Annotated in this window: 17 protein-coding genes; 10 read left to right on the forward strand and 7 right to left on the reverse strand. The window is 54.3% G+C overall.

Annotated features, from left to right (window positions below):
• Positions 1 to 26 precede the first annotated feature (26 nt).
• On the reverse strand, positions 27 to 1,064 hold the full coding sequence (locus EUZ85_RS24565; RefSeq protein WP_127972794.1) for an NADP(H)-dependent aldo-keto reductase: 1,038 nt from the start codon (positions 1,062 to 1,064) through the stop codon (positions 27 to 29).
• A gap of 188 nt (positions 1,065 to 1,252) precedes the next feature.
• Between EUZ85_RS24565 and EUZ85_RS24570 the strand changes: the two genes are divergently transcribed.
• The 6 genes from EUZ85_RS24570 (at position 1,253) to EUZ85_RS24595 (ending at position 6,058) form a co-directional block, all read left to right on the forward strand.
• On the forward strand, positions 1,253 to 2,500 hold the full coding sequence (locus EUZ85_RS24570; RefSeq protein ID WP_127972795.1) for a glycosyltransferase family 1 protein: 1,248 nt from the start codon (positions 1,253 to 1,255) through the stop codon (positions 2,498 to 2,500).
• Positions 2,460 to 2,987, forward strand: coding sequence for a phosphatase PAP2 family protein (locus EUZ85_RS24575; protein ID WP_127972796.1), 528 nt, complete (start codon positions 2,460 to 2,462; stop codon positions 2,985 to 2,987). The genes EUZ85_RS24570 and EUZ85_RS24575 overlap by 41 nt, the downstream gene beginning before the upstream one ends.
• A gap of 187 nt (positions 2,988 to 3,174) precedes the next feature.
• On the forward strand, positions 3,175 to 3,930 hold the full coding sequence (gene minC / locus EUZ85_RS24580; protein WP_127972797.1) for a septum site-determining protein MinC: 756 nt from the start codon (positions 3,175 to 3,177) through the stop codon (positions 3,928 to 3,930).
• 87 nt (positions 3,931 to 4,017) lie between these two features.
• Positions 4,018 to 4,833, forward strand: coding sequence for a septum site-determining protein MinD (gene minD / locus EUZ85_RS24585; RefSeq protein ID WP_127972798.1), 816 nt, complete (start codon positions 4,018 to 4,020; stop codon positions 4,831 to 4,833).
• Positions 4,830 to 5,078 (forward strand): cell division topological specificity factor MinE, encoded by a 249-nt coding sequence (gene minE / locus EUZ85_RS24590; protein ID WP_011395660.1) that lies wholly within the window; start codon positions 4,830 to 4,832, stop codon positions 5,076 to 5,078. The genes minD and minE overlap by 4 nt, the downstream gene beginning before the upstream one ends.
• A gap of 242 nt (positions 5,079 to 5,320) precedes the next feature.
• Positions 5,321 to 6,058, forward strand: a complete 738-nt coding sequence (locus EUZ85_RS24595; protein ID WP_241566852.1) for an START domain-containing protein — start codon at positions 5,321 to 5,323, stop codon at positions 6,056 to 6,058.
• Positions 6,059 to 6,063: 5 nt separating this feature from the next.
• Here EUZ85_RS24595 and EUZ85_RS24600 read toward each other — a convergent pair whose 3' ends face one another.
• The gene (locus tag EUZ85_RS24600) at positions 6,064 to 6,531 is read right to left on the reverse strand and encodes an HPP family protein (protein WP_127972799.1); all 468 of its coding nucleotides are present in this window, start codon (positions 6,529 to 6,531) and stop codon (positions 6,064 to 6,066) included.
• 163 nt (positions 6,532 to 6,694) lie between these two features.
• Here EUZ85_RS24600 and EUZ85_RS24605 point away from each other — a divergent pair, with 163 nt between their 5' ends.
• Both EUZ85_RS24605 and EUZ85_RS24610 read left to right on the forward strand, forming a co-directional pair.
• A complete protein-coding gene (locus tag EUZ85_RS24605) occupies positions 6,695 to 7,363 on the forward strand; it encodes a TetR family transcriptional regulator (RefSeq protein ID WP_127972800.1) in 669 nt (222 codons plus the stop codon).
• A gap of 262 nt (positions 7,364 to 7,625) precedes the next feature.
• Positions 7,626 to 9,008, forward strand: a complete 1,383-nt coding sequence (locus tag EUZ85_RS24610) for a PhoH family protein (RefSeq protein WP_127972801.1) — start codon at positions 7,626 to 7,628, stop codon at positions 9,006 to 9,008.
• Here the strand turns inward: EUZ85_RS24610 and EUZ85_RS24615 are convergent.
• On the reverse strand, positions 9,003 to 9,464 hold the full coding sequence (locus tag EUZ85_RS24615; protein ID WP_127972802.1) for a RimK/LysX family protein: 462 nt from the start codon (positions 9,462 to 9,464) through the stop codon (positions 9,003 to 9,005). The genes EUZ85_RS24610 and EUZ85_RS24615 overlap by 6 nt on opposite strands.
• A gap of 187 nt (positions 9,465 to 9,651) precedes the next feature.
• Here EUZ85_RS24615 and phrB point away from each other — a divergent pair, with 187 nt between their 5' ends.
• Complete coding sequence (gene phrB / locus EUZ85_RS24620) at positions 9,652 to 11,097, forward strand: deoxyribodipyrimidine photo-lyase (RefSeq protein WP_127972803.1); 1,446 nt, start codon at positions 9,652 to 9,654, stop codon at positions 11,095 to 11,097.
• On the opposite strand, the gene EUZ85_RS24625 is transcribed toward phrB, so the two are convergent.
• The 4 genes from EUZ85_RS24625 to hemA all read right to left on the reverse strand — a co-directional run bounded on the left by EUZ85_RS24625 (position 11,077) and on the right by hemA (position 15,147).
• Positions 11,077 to 11,829, reverse strand: coding sequence for a molybdopterin-synthase adenylyltransferase MoeB (locus tag EUZ85_RS24625; RefSeq protein WP_127972804.1), 753 nt, complete (start codon positions 11,827 to 11,829; stop codon positions 11,077 to 11,079). The genes phrB and EUZ85_RS24625 overlap by 21 nt on opposite strands.
• Positions 11,830 to 11,858: 29 nt before the next feature.
• Entirely contained in the window at positions 11,859 to 12,689 is an 831-nt protein-coding gene (gene prmC, locus EUZ85_RS24630) for a peptide chain release factor N(5)-glutamine methyltransferase (RefSeq protein ID WP_127972805.1), read from the reverse strand.
• Between the two features lie 22 nt (positions 12,690 to 12,711).
• Entirely contained in the window at positions 12,712 to 13,794 is a 1,083-nt protein-coding gene (gene prfA / locus EUZ85_RS24635; protein WP_127972806.1) for a peptide chain release factor 1, read from the reverse strand.
• 78 nt (positions 13,795 to 13,872) lie between these two features.
• Positions 13,873 to 15,147 (reverse strand): glutamyl-tRNA reductase, encoded by a 1,275-nt coding sequence (gene hemA, locus EUZ85_RS24640; protein ID WP_127972807.1) that lies wholly within the window; start codon positions 15,145 to 15,147, stop codon positions 13,873 to 13,875.
• Between the two features lie 343 nt (positions 15,148 to 15,490).
• Here hemA and EUZ85_RS24645 point away from each other — a divergent pair, with 343 nt between their 5' ends.
• A complete protein-coding gene (locus tag EUZ85_RS24645) occupies positions 15,491 to 17,269 on the forward strand; it encodes a tetratricopeptide repeat protein (RefSeq protein ID WP_127972808.1) in 1,779 nt (592 codons plus the stop codon).
• Positions 17,270 to 17,303: the final 34 nt, after the last annotated feature.

Raw genomic sequence — 17,303 nt, forward strand, 5'->3', positions numbered from 1 at the left:
CAACCTGAATGAGCGCGGCATGCCTGTTAAGGGCATGGGAAAGTATAACGCTGATGCGTTTCCTCCAGATCCTGCAACACCTCGTTACTGAGCGTCAGGTTAGCGCTGTCGATATTAGAACGCAGCTGGTCCATGCTGGTGGCGCCGATAATATTGCTGGTGACGAAGGGTCGAGAGGTCACGAACGCCAGCGCCATCTGCGCCGGGTCCAACCCATGTTTTTCCGCCACTTCCACGTAAGTTTGCGTCGCCAACTCAGCTTGCGCCCCCAAGTAGCGGCTGAAACGGCTGAATAACGTAATACGCGCATTGGCGGGACGCTGGCCGCCCAGATATTTACCACTGAGAATACCAAAGGCCAGTGGTGAGTACGCCAACAACCCGACGCTCTCGCGGTGCGCCACTTCCGCCAGTCCGACTTCAAAGGTGCGATTCAATAAATTGTAGGGGTTTTGAATGCTCACCGCTCTGGGCAATCCAAGTGATTCAGCATAGCTGAGATACTTCATCGCACCCCAGGGCGTCTCGTTTGACAGCCCGATGTGCCGGACCTTGCCGCTTTTCACCAGCTCCGCCAGCGCTTCAAGGGTTTCAAGAATGGGGGTGGCGTCCTCTTCTTCTTTGTGCTCGTAACCCAACTTGCCAAAGAAGTTTGTGTTGCGGTCCGGCCAATGCACCTGATACAGGTCCACATAGTCGGTTTGTAAACGTTTAAGGCTGGCGTCTATGGCTTCGCTGATATGGGCGGCGGTCAGGCGCGGCCCGCCGCGCAGATAACTGAATGACGCGGCGGGACCCGTGACCTTGGTGGCGATAATCAATTTGTTGCGGTCACTGCGTTTTTTCAGCCAGGAACCAAGATAGGTCTCCGTGCGCCCCTGCGTATCAGCCTGAGGCGGCACCGGGTACATTTCCGCCGTATCAATGAAGTTAATACCCTGATCTACAGCGTAATCCAGCTGTTCGTGCGCTTCCGCTTCGGTGTTCTGTTGCCCCCAGGTCATCGTGCCCAGACAAATAGCGCTGACGTTCAGGTCCGTTTTTCCTAACTGACGGTATTGCATGGCATCCCCTTCTGAGTAATCACATTAGCGGCGAACAGGCCCGCAGCCTGCAAAATATGGCGGTTGTCCGCAAACCATAACGGTCGCCTGCAAAAATGGCAATCGTCACAAATCTGCAATCTCCGATTAGTTTTTCTGTAACTTTGCGGGAGGAAGGTAGTCCTAGCCAAGCCATATTTGTGAGATGCATGATTTTAAAGCACAGCTTGCAGGACATTCAGGGACGAGCCGCTGAAGCGGAACGGGAACGTCCGCGCCCCAAAATAGCCATTGTGACCGAAACGTTCTTTCCCGAAATCAATGGCGTCGCCAATACGCTGCGCTACGTCAGCGAAGGATTATCCCGCCAATACCGGGTGCAGGTGGTACGCCCCAATCAGCCTCCCGGAGAGAAACGCGAGCTGATTGACGCCATGGAGCATATTCTCGTGCGCGGCCGTCCGATTCCCGGATACGGCGACCTTAAGTTCGGCCTGCCCTGCCGCCGTCGCTTACTGAAAGCCTGGCGCCAAGACACGCCAAGCGCCGTTTATGTAGCGACTCAGGGACCTTTGGGCTGGAGTGCGGTGAGCGCGGCTACCGCGTTGGGCGTACCAGTGATCAGCGGCTTTCACACCAATTTTCACAGCTACAGCGCCTTTTACGGATTCGGCTGGCTAACCAAACTCATCACCCGCTACCTGACTTGGTTCCATCACCGCACCTTGCTGACGCTGACGCCGACCCGACAAACCGCCGAGGCCGTTTCCGAGATGGGAGTGCGCAACACCCGGGTCTGGAGCCGCGGCGTGGATTGCAGCCAGTTCAATCCCTCGCTTCGCTGCCAGCAACTACGTGAGGAATGGGGAGTGCGCGAAGAAAGCCCTGTATTCATTTATGTGGGACGCCTCGCCAGCGAGAAAAATATTCATCTCGCGATCGCCGCTTTTCGACGCGCCCAGCAACAGGTCAGCAAGGCGCGCATGGTGATGGTGGGCGGCGGCCCCTTGCGGGAACGCATCGCCGCCAAGCATCCGGACATCATTCTGGCGGGCGTTAAACGCGGCGACGATCTGGCGCGCCACTACGCCAGCGCAGACATTTTTCTGTTTCCCAGCCTCACCGACACCTTCGGCAATGTCGTCCTGGAGGCGATGGCCAGCGGCCTGGGAATCGTCAGTTTCGACGACGCCGCCGCCCGTGAACACCTGGAGCACGAAGTCAGCGGCATGTTGGCGCCACAACAGGACTGCGACGCGTTCTGCCGTCACGCCCTAACGTTGGCGCTGCGTCCGAGCCATCTCAAGCGCCTTCGCGCCGCGGCGCGCGGTCGCGCATTACCGTTGGACTGGAGTCAGATTGTCGATCGTTTCGCACACATTCTTTTGTCCGGAGAAGCTAAAGGGGAGCAACAACATGAATCAGCCAAGAGCCTCAGAGCTGTTTCGCCGAGCTGACGAGCTTGAGCAAAGCATCTGCCGCACCGCCATCGCCTGGGCCAGACGCCGTCGTCTTGCGCCGTTTTTCCGCACAGTAAGTCGCCTCGGCGACGGAGTGTTCTGGTACGCCCTGATCGGCGTCGTATGCATGATTGAAGGCTGGGAAACCGGGCGCTTCATGATTGTCACCGCCCTCATCTGCACCGCGATCTATAAGCTACTCAAGCTATGGCTGGTGCGTGAACGTCCCTTCATCACCCATAACGACATCACTTGCGACGCCAAAGTGCTGGATAAATACAGTTTCCCAAGCGGTCACACTCTCCACGCGGTTTGCTTCACCCTGCTGACGGCGGAAATCAGTCCCGTTCTGGCGCTGTGCGTGCTGCCTTTTACACTTTGTGTCGCATTATCTCGAGTAGTGCTTGGTCTGCATTACCCCAGCGACGTGCTGGTCGGCGCCGCCATCGGCTTTTCCATTGGGGCCACGGCCTTGTCCGTCTAGGCCTATAGAGCTAGAGAACAGGCTGTACAAAAACAAGCCTAGAGGGCATATGACAAATAATTAACCCTCTCTCCTACGGGAACCCGCTGGAATCGCCTTCCGCACACGTTTATACCATGGACCCTGAGCGAACGATTAAAGTACAATCCCGGCAACGACAAAAAAACGATAGGGATTAACTTTTATTATGCCGCAGGCGACTGCCGACCTATTTTCGTCACCTTGCTTGCAGTTCAAGGGTAGCATGGTTCCCCTAACCACCCTGGAGCTGTTGTATTTCGAACCGGATAAGTTTTCCGAAGAATTACGGGAAAAGGTGAAGCAAGCTCCCAACCTGTTTCATAACCTGCCTATCGTCGTTGGACTCGAAAAACTGGCTGAAGCCCACTCTCCTCTCGATTTCTCCTTGATTCAAACGCTTTGCGAACAAGAAGGCATTCGCCTGATCGGGGTGAGAACAGATGCGCCGGAACAGACATCCGCCGCACAGACTGCCGGGCTGGCGGTATTTCAACCGTCCCGAGGAACCCGAAACGCAGAGGCGGAAGCGCCTGTGCAAGAGCCAGCGCCCAGCGCCGCCGCTGAGACCGGGCGAGATGAAGCGCCGCCTCAGCGTGTAGCCAATCGCATCATCACCACGCCCGTCCGCTCAGGGCAACAGGTGTACGCCCCCGGCGGCGATCTCATCGTGTTGGCGCCGGTCAGCGCCGGGGCGGAAATTCTGGCCGACGGCAATATTCACGTCTACGCTCCATTACGTGGACGCGCGCTGGCTGGAGTGCAAGGGGACGCCAGCGCCCGTATATTCTGCCAAAGCCTGGAAGCTGAGCTTGTATCAGTAGCGGGGCAGTATAAAATCAGTGAAGACTTACAGGGCGAGCATTGGAAACAAGCGGCGCAAATATGCCTGGATGGGGAAAAGCTGACAATAAAGGCCATGTAGCGGCTGCAAAACAGGATCGACGGGTTGCTTTGGGAAAGAGCTTTATAATTTTCAACTTACAGAGATTGAGTGGAAAGGGTTACCAAATTGAGCAAAATTATCGTAATTACCTCAGGTAAAGGCGGTGTAGGCAAAACAACCACCAGCGCGTCGATTGCTTCAGGTTTGTCGAAGCTGGGCCATAAAACGGTAGTCATTGATTTTGATGTAGGCCTGCGCAACCTCGATCTGATTCTCAACTGCGAGCGCCGTGTTGTTTACGACTTCGTCAACGTGATCAACAATGAAGCCAGCCTTAATCAGGCGCTTATCAAAGATAAATACACAGAGAACATGAGCATTCTGCCAGCGTCGCAGACCCGCGATAAAGAAGCCCTCTCGAAAGAAGGGGTGGAGCGGGTGCTGAACGAGCTGTCCGAAACCTTTGAATACATTATCTGTGACTCTCCAGCAGGCATTGAGCACGGCGCTATGATGGCGCTGTATTACGCCGATGAAGCCGTTGTCGTCACCAATCCGGAAGTTTCATCCGTCCGCGATTCCGACCGCATTCTGGGCATCCTGCACAGCAAATCCCGTCGTGCGGAAATGGGTCTCGATCCGGTGAAAGAGCACCTGTTGCTGACTCGCTATAATCCAGAGCGCGTACAGAACGGCGAAATGCTGAGCGTGCAGGACGTAGAGGAAATTCTGGCGGTGCCGTTGCTGGGCGTTATTCCAGAATCAAAGTCCGTACTGACCGCCTCCAACCAGGGCGTTCCAGTTATTCACGACCAACAGAGCGACGCGGGCCAAGCCTATGCAGACGCTGTCGCCCGTCTTTTGGGTGAAGATCGCGAGCACCGTTTCCTGGACGTACAGAAAAAAGGCTTCTTCCAACGCGTGTTTGGAGGTAAGGCATGAGCTTCTGGGATTATTTCCGCAGCAACAAACAGGCGACCGCTTCCGTAGCGAAAGAGCGTCTGCAGATCATCGTTGCCCACGAACGATCCCAGCGCAATCAACCGGATTACCTGCCGCAACTGCAACAGGAAATCCTGGAAGTGATCGGTAAGTACGTCAAAATCAATCGGGAAGATATTCAGGTGCAGATTGACCGCAACGATGACTGCGCCGTGCTGGAGCTGAACATCACCCTCCCCGAATGAGTTCTCAGCCTGCGCTTCACTCACGCGCAGGCTTACTTCTTAACTCTCGTTGATACGCTTCTTTCCTTTATATACCGTTTCCATATCCCGATCCCACACTGCCCCCCGGTATCCTGATCCCGATTTAGCCGCCACCTGTAAATGGGCGTTTCTTATCATTTTGACGCTGTCGCAAGTGCTAACATAACAGCCCCACAGCGGCTACCGCTGCCCAGGCTTTTTATGGAGAAACAACTATAACAATGCGGCGCTCACACCTGACACACACCTCCCCGGAACATATCTTCGCCAGCTTTCTATTCAGCATCTTTTTATTGTTCACCTCCGCTTCTTCCACTCAAGCGGAAATCCCAATGGACTCTGAGCAATGGCGGCTTGAGTTCGATAAAGACGGGGTAAAAATCTTCACCATGGATTTCTCCGGGTCCGACTTCAAAGCGTTCAAAGCGGAAACAGTGCTGAATACACCATTGAGTTCGATTCTCGCAGTGATGGCTGACCCTACTTCCTGCATGAAATGGGTGCATGGCTGCATTGCCTCAGAGGAAGTGGAACGCGACAACTTCACCAAGCGCTACGCCTATTCCGTGAATGATTTGCCCTGGCCAGTGCGTGATAGGGACTATGTGCTGGAAATCAGCACTCAGCGCGATCCCGCCACTGAGGCAGTGACCATGGATATGTACGCCGTAGACGGTAAAGTGCCGGAAAAAGATAAGTATGTGCGCGTGCACCAACAAGAGACGCACTATCTGTTTCAACCACAGGGGGAATCTCAGACTCGCATGACATGGCTGCAGCACACCGAGCCCGCTGGCGCTATCCCCAGTTGGCTGGTGAACTCGCTGATCGTCGATATCCCCTACAAGTCCATGCGCGCTCTAGAGAAGCTGGCCAACAGCGATCCCTATCGCAACGCCCGCGTGCGCTACGATGACGCAGGGAACGTTGTCGCGGTGGAAACCAGAGCCGAGCAATAACTAAATTAGTTCAAACTTTCTTTCAACACTTTCAGCATGTCGTAGGTGGTGATGATTCCCACCACCTTTTTATCGCGCATGACGAAAATCCGGTGCAGATGCTCTTTCATCATCAGCTCCGCGACTTCCGATAAGGGCGTGTTTTCGGTGACATACAGCAGGATGGGAGACATGATGTCGCCCACCTCCACCGGCACTTTCACCATTTCCTCAAAAATGAACTGACGCAGACGGCGAGCTTCTTTTTGCTCCTCCGGCGTCATTTGCGCGTCGTAATTGGTGTCGACATGGTTGAGATGAAAGTCCGCGATATCGGACAAAGTGGCGATGCCGACCACTTCATTTCGGTCATTCACCACAGGACTGCCAGAAATGCCATTCTGAGCCAGGAACGCGCCGAACTTTTGCATCGTCCAGCTGGCGGGTACTGATTTAATGTGGGGCGTCATGATGTCGCTTGCGACCAGAGTCATCGTCCAAAATCCTCTTCAGGTCGGCGGAATTATTATCGTTGCGCGAAACATTCTACTCTTCCCCCATAGCCATGCCTAGTTCACAACACTTGAAGAGAGCTTAAATGCTAGAATAACGACGTCTATCGTTTAACGATGTAGTACTAAGCAGGTAAACGTCTCAGTGAAACACCCAACCCGGCGCAGCCGCGCTATTGATGAGCAAGAAAAGGCCGCGCGCCGACTCAGCATACTCGAAGCCGCTCGCGCGCTTTACTTACTGCAACCCACACAGCTGCCGTCAGTAATCAGCATCGCCCAGCAGGCTGGACTGGCCAAAGGAACCGTGTACCTTTACTTCAAAACCAAAGAAGAAATCTTTCTCGACCTGCTTGGCGCGCTATACCAGCAGCTACTGCAAGAACTGACGGAAGTCGCTGATGACAGAGAAAAATCTAACGAAGACCTCATCGGCGGACTAATCAATCAAACGACCCGGTTTGTTCAGGAGCATCCTCATTTCATGCCGCTGGCCTCTATGACCAGCTCCATTCTCGAACGTAATGTGGAAGCAGAACGTGTCGCCGATTTTAAAGCAGAACTGATGGGGCGCATCCAGATACTGGCCGTCGGCTTACGGCGTCATTTACCCCAGCTTACCGAAACCCAATGTCTCAATCTGCTGCTTCACACTAATGCATTGCTGTTGGGCTTGTGGCAGATGCAGAGCGTTCCCGCCCAGGTGAAAGAAGTGCTAACGCAACGCAATCTGGACGCACTGGTTCCAGCATTTGAACCTGCATTGAGAGAATCCATGACCTTGCTATGGCGCGGAGTCCTGCAACCAGCCTAATCCGTTTTTTATTATTCCAGTGCTTCCAAAATTACATGCGTAGGTTATTATGCAAGTGAGGGACGTTAAATGACTGCTCGGTTACCGCAGAGAAACCAGGTCCTTTAACGTCGAACAATAACCAGACATCAATGGCAGGGAGTGGGTTGTTGATTCAAACCTACACATTCCTCACACATCCTCGCATTCGACCATCAGGCGCGGCCTGCGCCAACCACTCCCAGACACGTTGCTGCTCATCAACCGGCAAAGGAAATAAAGCATGGCGCGATCCCGTTCGCAATTGAAGACCTATGTGCTTGACACCAACGTCCTTATCCACGATCCAAACGCCATTCTCAACTTCGAAGAACACCAAGTCGTTATTCCCATTACTGTGCTGGAGGAGTTAGACCGTCTGAAGACTGGCAAATCATCCATTGCCGCCGATTGCCGTCAGGCGATTCGCCTGATAGATAAATCACTGGGAAACGCCACGCCCAAAGAAATAGAGAAAGGCGTCCCTATCGTACGTGTAGCCAAAGGCGAACCTCTGGGAACCATTTCCATCCTGATGGACCTGGAAGGCACTCACCAGGTGCAGCTGCCGGAAACGCTTAACGACAACAAGATTATCAACGCCCTGGTGACTCTCCAGAGCAAGCACAAATCCCGCCCCACCATTCTGGTGAGTAAAGATATCAACATGCGCCTGAAGGCGAGAGCCTGCGGCGTAGAGGCGGAGGACTATCACACCGACCAGCTGATCGACGATATTGATCTGCTGCCCAAAGGCTACCAGGAGTTTAACCATAGCTTCTGGGATAACATCAACAAAGTAGAGACGCTACAGAAAGACGGACTCACCGAGCACGTTATTCCGCGCCTGCCGGAGTTGAAGGACCTGAATCGCAATGATTTCATCATTGACGAGCAAGGGTTCGTGGGACGCGTTTCCGATTTCCGCGACGATCACATGGTGGTGCGCGACCTGTCTCGCGATAAACTACTGCAGCAAGAAGCCTGGGGATTAACGCCCCGCGATATCTATCAGGCGGTAGCGCTGCAACTGTTGCTGGACCCGGATATTCATTTGGTGAATCTGACCGGCGCAGCCGGCTCAGGCAAGACCATTCTGGCTCTGGCCGCAGCAATCGAAATGACAGTGGCGAGCAAACGTTACAAGCGTATTATCGTCACCCGCAGCACTCAGGGGCTCGACGAAGACATCGGCTTTCTGCCCGGCACCGAGGCGGAAAAAATGGAGCCCTGGCTGGGCGCCATTACCGACAACCTGGAGGCGTTGCACCACGATGATGAAAATATGTCCGCCAGTGTGGAGTACATCCTGCAAAAAGTGCCGATACAGTTCAAATCGCTGAACTACATCCGCGGGCGCAGTTTCCAGCACAGTCTGATCGTTATCGACGAGTGCCAGAACCTCACGCCGCATCAAGTGAAAACCATCATCACCCGAGCCGGTAACGGCAGTAAGGTGGTCTGCCTTGGCAATCTGGCGCAGATCGACACCCCTTACTTAAATGCGCCCAGCTCAGGTTTAACCTATATGACCGAACGCTTCCGCGGCTTTAAGCACGGCGCGCATGTTCATCTGCGCGGCGTGCCCAGATCCGCTCTGGCGGAGTTTGCGGAAGCCAATTTATGATTTCTTGATTTTGCCCATCAGATAGGAGGCGGCCGGATTCACTTGTATCCGGCCCGCCATTGCGGTGCGTCCCAGCAGCATACGAAAGCGCATGCTGTCGCGATTGGTAAGCGTCATCTCCACGGGCCAGGCGTGGCCGCCCACCTGAAGCAGAGTGCTGATCACAAAACGCATTTCCCGATGGCCGCCGGAATCCGACACCATTCGCTGATCGATCACCGCAGCGTCGCACTCAATCACTTTCTCACTATCCCCCTGAACCGGGTGAATAGCGAAGCGCACACGGGTTCCCGTCGGCGATTCATAAGACTCCAATTCAAACGCATGCAACGCGGACGTTCTCGCTCCGGTATCCACCTTCGCCTTGATTCTTGAGATGCCCAACTCCGGCAACGCCACCCACTCCCGCCAGCCGACCACCAAGTGCTCTCGCCGGCCTGCAGAATCGCTTTTCATAGCCTCTTCCTGCTTGTTCAATGCGCCTTCAGTCATTCTCACATCCACTCAACATGCTTCACAGCCACTCCACAATTATTCCGCGCCCGATAATTTTCTTTCGAGGCGTCCATTCATAAACTTTATGCGTAAATAAAATAACCCGAGATACACAAATCGCAAACAAATAATCCCTGAAGGAGATCACATGCCGCGAACCCTGCACTGGTTCCGCAATGACCTGCGCACCCGCGACAACCCGGCATTATACGCCGCCGCCCAACGCGCCAGAGAGCAAAACTCTGAGCTGATCGCCTGCTTCCTGATGAGCCCAGAGCAGTGGCGCAGCCATGACATGGCGGATATCAAACTGGACTTCATGCTACGCAATCTCAAAGCGCTGCAGGTTGAGCTGTCCGGTTTGAATATTCCACTGTTTATTCTAGACGCTTCTCGCTTTGACGAAGCGCCGGCCAAACTTCTTTCGTTTATGCGACAGCATCAATGCGGCGCGTTAACCTTTAATGAGGAATTCGGCGTTAATGAGAGGCGCAGAGACAAAGCCGTCAAGGCGACACTGAATGAGGAAGGATTGGAAGCCCTCAAATTCCGCGACCAAAGCATTCTTCCCGCTGGCTCCATACGCACCGGACAGGGAACGCCCTACGCCGTTTTTACCCCCTATAAACGCGCCTGGTTTTCACAATGCCCGGAGCATATTGAACTTTGGCCAGCGCCAGAGAAACAGCCATTGCCAACGCACTCAAACAGAGATGACATACCTGAATCCGTCACAGGCTTTGACAAAGTTTCCTCAGACGCTTACGCCGCCGGGGAAGACGCAGCCCTGCAGAAGCTGGACGAGTTTCTTGAACAAAAGGTTGACCGTTATCATGAGCGACGAGACTTTCCCGCCATTGACGGCGTCAGCCAGCTGTCACCCTACCTCGCTCTGGGCGTGCTCTCCGGTCGGCAATGCTTTCACGCCGCGCAGCAACATCGCCACGCATCGCAAAATGCAGGCGAAGGCGTGGACACCTGGATAAATGAATTGATCTGGAGGGATTTCTACATTCATATTCTGTATGACTTTCCCCGCATCAGCATGACGAAAGCCTTTAAAGAGGAAACGGAAAACCTGCAATGGCGACATTCTGAAAAAGACTTTCTGGCATGGTGCGAAGGGAAAACGGGAATACCCATCGTCGACGCCGCCATGCGGCAGTTGAATCAAACGGGCTGGATGCACAATCGGCTGCGCATGATCTGCGCCATGTTTCTAAGCAAAAACCTGTTGCTGGATTGGCGCCTGGGGGAGCGCTACTTTATGCGCAAATTGATAGACGGGCACCTCGCCGCTAACAACGGCGGCTGGCAATGGAGCGCCTCCACCGGCGTGGACGCTGCGCCCTACTTCCGTATGTTCAATCCGGTAGCGCAAAGTGAAAGGTTCGATCCAAACGGAGACTTTATTCGTCACTATGTGCCCGAGCTGAGCGAGCTATCGACCAAACACATCCACCAGCCCCCGACGGACGCCAGGAGCCGGTTGGGTTATCCTGCTCCGATTGTGGATTTGAAAGCAAGCCGCGAGCGGGCGCTGCAGGCGTTTCGGGAACTTAAAGACTCGGCCTCACCCGCACACAGCGCATGACGGATCTTTGCGCACCTTGAATTCGCGCCATTGCATGGTTTTTCCGTCAAGCAACAACAGTCTGCCGGCGCAGGTATCGCCAAATCCACTCAGGATTTTCACCGCCTCCAACGCCTGCAGACTGCCTATAACGCCCACCAGAGGCGCAATGACGCCAGCCTCGGAACAGGTCAGTTGCTGCTCAGACAACATGCCGTAAAGACAGTGATAACAAGGTGCGTCGTCTCTGCGTGGATCAAACACCGCCAGTTGCCCTTCTGAACGAATCGCCGCTCCTGACACCAGAGGCTTGCCGTGACGCACGCAAGCCTCATTAACCGCTGACCGGGTAGCGAAGTTGTCTGTACAATCCAGTACAACATCCACATCCGCAATCGCGGCGGACAATGACTCATCCTGCAAAGGCAGAGTAATGGTTTCCACGCTGACATCCGGGTTGATATCAGCAAGCGCGCGCCGCACGGACTCAGCCTTATTGACGCCAACGTCCTGCTCTCTATGAGCGATCTGGCGCTGTAGATTGGAGAGATCCACTGCATCGAAATCCGCAAGCACCATCCGTCCGCAACCAGCTGCGCCTAAATACATGGCGGCGGGACACCCAAGGCCGCCTAACCCGATAACCAGCGCGGAGCTGTTTCGTAACGCTTCCTGACCCGCGATATCGAAATCCGGCATCATGATTTGCCGGTTATAACGCATTAGCAGCGTATCGTTCATTTCATCCCGCATAGCATCCTCCATACCTCGGCGCGCCAGCGCTATACAGGCAAGCGCCCCAGGGTGATTCGATCATGTCCCGCCAAGTCTTGATGAGTCCGCACGCCAACGTAACCGGCATCGGAAAAAATTTCGCGCACCGCAGCGCCCTGATCGTAACCATGCTCCACCGCCAGCAAACCACCCGCCAGCAAGTATCGCTCGCCGCCAGCGGCGATCACGCGTATATCCGCCAAACCATGATCTGCAGCCACCAGTGCGGACGCAGGTTCAAAGCGCACATCGCCCTGCTTCAGATGGACATCCAAGGCATCAATATAGGGAGGGTTACTGACAATGGCATGGAACTGCTCGTCCGCTATTGCCTCGTACCAGTCGGAACGCAGGCATTGTACGTTCGCCAGCCCAAGCGACTGAACATTGGTCGTCGCCAATTCAACCGCCTCCTGACTGAAATCCACTGCGGTCAAGCGCCAGTCAGGATGCTCATGGGCCAGCGCGCAGGCAATGGCGCCGGTCCCTGTTCCCAAATCCAACAACTTGGCCCTGGCAGGCAGCGCCTCCTCAAGGACCAGCTCAACCAGCAATTCGGTTTCCGGTCGAGGAATCAACGTGGCGGGACTGACTTGAAACTCCAGCGACCAAAATTCCCGCTTGCCGATCAAGTGCGCCACCGGTCGGCCTGTTTCACGCTCGACGATAAGCCGCTGATACGCCTGCAAAGCAGAATCATCCAGCAGGCTGTCGTTATGGCTGATCAGATACGTCCGGCCTTTCCCCAATACATGAGCAAGCAGCACTTCGGCGTCCAGCTTGGGACTTTCCGTCTCAAGCCGGCTTTTCGCCCAGGCCAGGGCTTCGTCTATGCGCATAAGTCCGGTCCCGGTTTATCACTTACTCGCTGATGCTGGCCAGCATTTCCGCCTGATATTCCTGAAGCAAAGGCTGGATTACCGGATCAAGATCGCCCTGCACCACTTCCTCCAGCTTGTACAAAGTCAGGTTGATGCGGTGATCTGTGATACGCCCTTGTGGATAATTGTAAGTGCGGATACGTTCGGAGCGGTCGCCGCTGCCCACCAGCGATTTACGCGTCTGGGCTTGTTCCTTCGCTTGCTTTTCCTGCGCAGAGGAAAGCAGCTTGGCTTTCAGCAATGACATGGCTTTAGCGCGGTTTTTGTGCTGCGAACGTTCGTCCTGACATTCCACGACAATGCCTGACGGCAAGTGGGTGATACGAATAGCGGAGTCGGTTTTGTTAACGTGCTGACCACCCGCCCCGGAGGCGCGATAAGTATCTACGCGCAAATCTGCGGGATTAATGTCGACATCCCCTACTTCCTCAACTTCTGGAAGAATCGCCACCGTACAGGCGGAGGTGTGAATGCGGCCTTGCGATTCCGTTTCGGGCACCCGCTGCACGCGATGAGCGCCAGATTCGAATTTCAGCAAACTGAAGACATTATCGCCGGCAACGCGACTGATCACTTCTTTATAGCCGCCATGTTCGCCAGGACTTTCGCTGACAATCTCCACTTTCCACTTTTTCAGTTCAGCGTAGCGGGAGTACATGCGGAACAAGTCGCCGGCGAAAATAGCCGCCTCATCACCGCCGGTCCCTGCGCGAATTTCAAGAAACACGTTGGAGCCATCACGCGGATCGCGGGGCAACAACAGAATCTGCAGATCTTTCTCTAACTGGTCGCTGGACTCTTCCGCCGCAGCCAGTTCTTCTTTCGCCATTTCCCGCATGTCCGCATCGCTGTCGTTAAGCAACAACTTGGACTCTTCAATGGCGTTTAACGCGTTCTGGTATTCCTGATAGCACTGCACCACCGGCTCCAGTTCCGCGTACTCTTTCGACAATTCTTTAAACTTTTCCTGGACGCTGATGATGTCCGGGTCAGAGAGCAACGCCCCTACTTCCTCATAACGATCTTTCAAAAGATCGAGCTTTAACTTAATCGATTCTTTCATAAACCAATAACCATAGTGAAATTACGCAGTCGACCGAAACGGGGATAGAGGTTGGCCGGATTCCGGCCTCAACGGACGCTAATCGTTCTTAACTTTTTCATCCGGAAGCTGAAACAGATCCCGCAACCAGCCAGTCACTTCCTGACGCCCTTCCGCGGAAGCGCGACGAACCTGAACGGTAGGATGGTGTATCAGCTTATTGGTGAGTCCATGAGCCAGCATGCGCAGGACGGATTCGGGGTCGTCCCCCCGGTTAAGCAGTCTGATGGCTTTCTGCAGCTCTGCGTCGCGGACGCCTTCCGCCTGGTCGCGAAAGCGCCGCAAAACCGACACCGAATCAAGAGCGCGCAGATGATACATGAAATCCGCAGCGCCTGCCGCAATCAAACGCTCAGCTTCTTCAGCGGCGCCTTCTCGCGACTTCATGTTATCTTCGATGACTTGACGCAGATCGTCCACGGTATAGAGATATACATCGGCGAGTTCGCTGACTTCTTCTTCGATATCTCTGGGAACCGCGATATCCACCATAAACATGGGTTTATGCTTGCGCCGCTTGAGCGCCTTCTCCACTGCTCCCTTGCCAAGAATAGGCAGCGGGCTGGCGGTGGAAGCGATGACGATATCCGCACGGTGCAGATATTCCGGGATGTCGGAGAGCCCTATGGCGCTGCCGTGAAATTCGGCGGCCAGGTCTCTGGCCCGGGAGAGCGTACGATTGGCGACAATCAGCGAACGCACCCCCGCACGATACAAATGACGCGCCACCAGCTCGATTGTCTCGCCAGCGCCAATCAACAGAGCGGTATTCTGCGCCATGTTAGAGAAAATGTGCGACGCCATGCTCACTGCGGCATAAGCAACGGAGACTGGGTTTTCGCCAATGGCTGTTTCAGTCCGCACCCGCTTCGCTACAGCGAAAGCATGCTGGAACAGGCGATCCAAAGGGCCGCCCAACGAACCAGCGGCTCTACCGGAAGCATGCGCTTCTTTCATTTGCCCAAGAATCTGAGGCTCGCCCAACACCATAGAATCAATGCCGCTTGCGACGCGCATCATGTGCTGCGCAGCATCTTCATCATTATATATATTGCAGCAGGCTTTCAGTTCGGTGAGGCTGACTTGATGGTACTGCCCAAGCCACTCTATCAGGCTTATTTCATCCGGCTCTCCCGGCGTGGAGCAGTACAACTCCGTGCGATTGCACGTAGAAAGGATCGTGACTTCGTCGATATCTGGGCGGCAGCGCAGGTGCGCCAATGCATCGGCCATCTTTTCCGGGCCGAACGCCACCTTCTCCCGGATCGCAACCGGGGCGGTTTTATGATTAATACTTATAACAAAAAGCGCCATAACAACCAGGACATCTCCCAAGCCGGCGACCATTTTAACGCGCTGACCGCTGCGCACAATGACTTATCTTAAAAAATATACCGAAATCACGGCGACGAAGTTTTAATCTAAAACAAATTATAGGCGGCCAATCCTGAATTTTCCGCTTCTGCCGCCCTTCCTCAGCCCCGTTGAAAACCATTGCAAAATAAACTGCAAAGAGAAGGATTTACCTCTCATCAATAAAGGCTTCGAGCGGTTAACAAGCTTTAATGAATAGAGCTATGCTAAGTAGGAGGTATATGCTAGCTTGTGAGCGAACCTCTCGATAAAACGTCATAAGACCGGTAATAAGATAGTATCAATGAAATATTTGCATCGAGCGCTGCTCAGCGCGGTGGTTTGTGTTGTTTTTCCCGGTTGCAGTCAGTTCACCGGCCTGCAAAAAACACAAGAGGTGACGGACCCCGTCACACAACGCCCCATCCCGGTGCTCCAAGCCTACGATGACTCCGAGCTTGCTCCCGCCCCGGATGAACAGTCCCCCTATCCGCAACAATTCAGCCGCTCCACACTGTTGGACTTGCTTACCGCCGAAGTCGCGGGGCAGCGCGGCCAAGTTGACATGTTGTTGCAGAACTATTTGAAAGTCGCCCGCGAAACTCGCGACATCGGCGTTATACGCCGGGCGCTCAACGCCGCGCAGTATATAAAAGACGACGCGGCCATGACCGAAATGACGCTGCTGTGGACCGAAGTGGAGCCAGAGAACGTAGATGCTCACCAATTGGCCGCCTTCCAGCTCATTAAGCAAAAGCAGTATCCAGAAGCGCTGTCCCATATGGAGCAGGTACTGGAGCTCGAAGGACCGACAACGTTCGACCGCCTCGCTGTCCACGCCAAAAACCTGACCGATGAGGAAAAGAAAGAGCTGCTCAACCTGTACAAAAAAATCCTGGAGCGTCACCCGGAGAACGGTGAACTCATGTACGGCTACGCCGTGCTGCAGGAAATCAATGGCATGGAGGAAGCAGCTCTCGCCAGCACAGACCCGTTGCTAAAAACCTCACCAGATAACCCAGCGGTGATCGCCTTACGCGCCCGCCTGCTTAAAAGCGTCAAAGGCGTTGATGTCTCTCTCGCCTATTTGAAAAAGCAGTACGCCAAGCATCCTGATGAAGTGCAAGTTGGCGCGCTATATGCCCGCACCCAGATTGAAGCGCACAATTTCGACGCCGCACAGTCTATATATAAGGAGCTGATGAACCGCTTCCCGAATACGCCGCACCTCAAGCTCTCTTATGCGCTGGTCTCCCTTGAAAATCAACATACACAGGAAGCCCGCAAGCATTTAGAAGATCTTGTCAAGCAAGGGCAGCATCTCAATGAGGCTCATTTTTATTTGGCGCGCATCGCCGACCAGGAAGACAGAGTCGAAGACGCTATCCAGCATTACCAGAATGTGACCCGTGGCGGCCATTATTTCAACGCCCTTGCGCGCTCCGCCTATCTCTTGATCCGCTCAGGCCGCCAAAGCGAAGCGGAAGCGGCGTTCACCGAGGCCCGGGAAAATTTACCCTCCCAGGCCAGCCAGCTATGGGAATTACAAATAAACCTTATGCTGGAGCTGGATGACCTCGACGCCGCGCTGAAGCTTTCAGACCAAGCGGTAGAGGAATATCCTGAAGACCTGCAATTGCTATACGCCAGAGCCATGCTAAAAGACCGCATGGGATTACTGGAAGGCATGGAGGACGACCTGCGCCACATCATTGCGCTTGATCCAGACAACGCCGTCGCACTGAATGCATTGGGCTACACACTTGCGGATCGCACTGACCGCACCCAAGAAGCGTACAATCTGATCAACAAAGCACTGGAGTTGGACCCAGGCAATCCCGCCATACTTGATAGCATGGGCTGGGTCCTGTTCCGCTTAGGCAAGTCTGGCGAAGCTGTCGGTTTCCTTCAGGAAGCCTACTCCAAGTTTCCAGACCCGGAGGTCGCCTCCCATTTAGGTGAAGTACTCTGGTCCCTTGGCAAACAGGACGATGCAAAAAATATTTGGCGTGAAGCGCTGAATACAAAACCCGATCATCGGCTTCTTAATGAAACCCTGAAGCGTCTGAACGTAGACCTTTAATTCCCTCATAACTCATGCGGGCGGGAGCATCAAT

It is taken from the genome of Hahella sp. KA22 (assembly GCF_004135205.1).
GTDB lineage: Bacteria > Pseudomonadota > Gammaproteobacteria > Pseudomonadales > Oleiphilaceae > Hahella.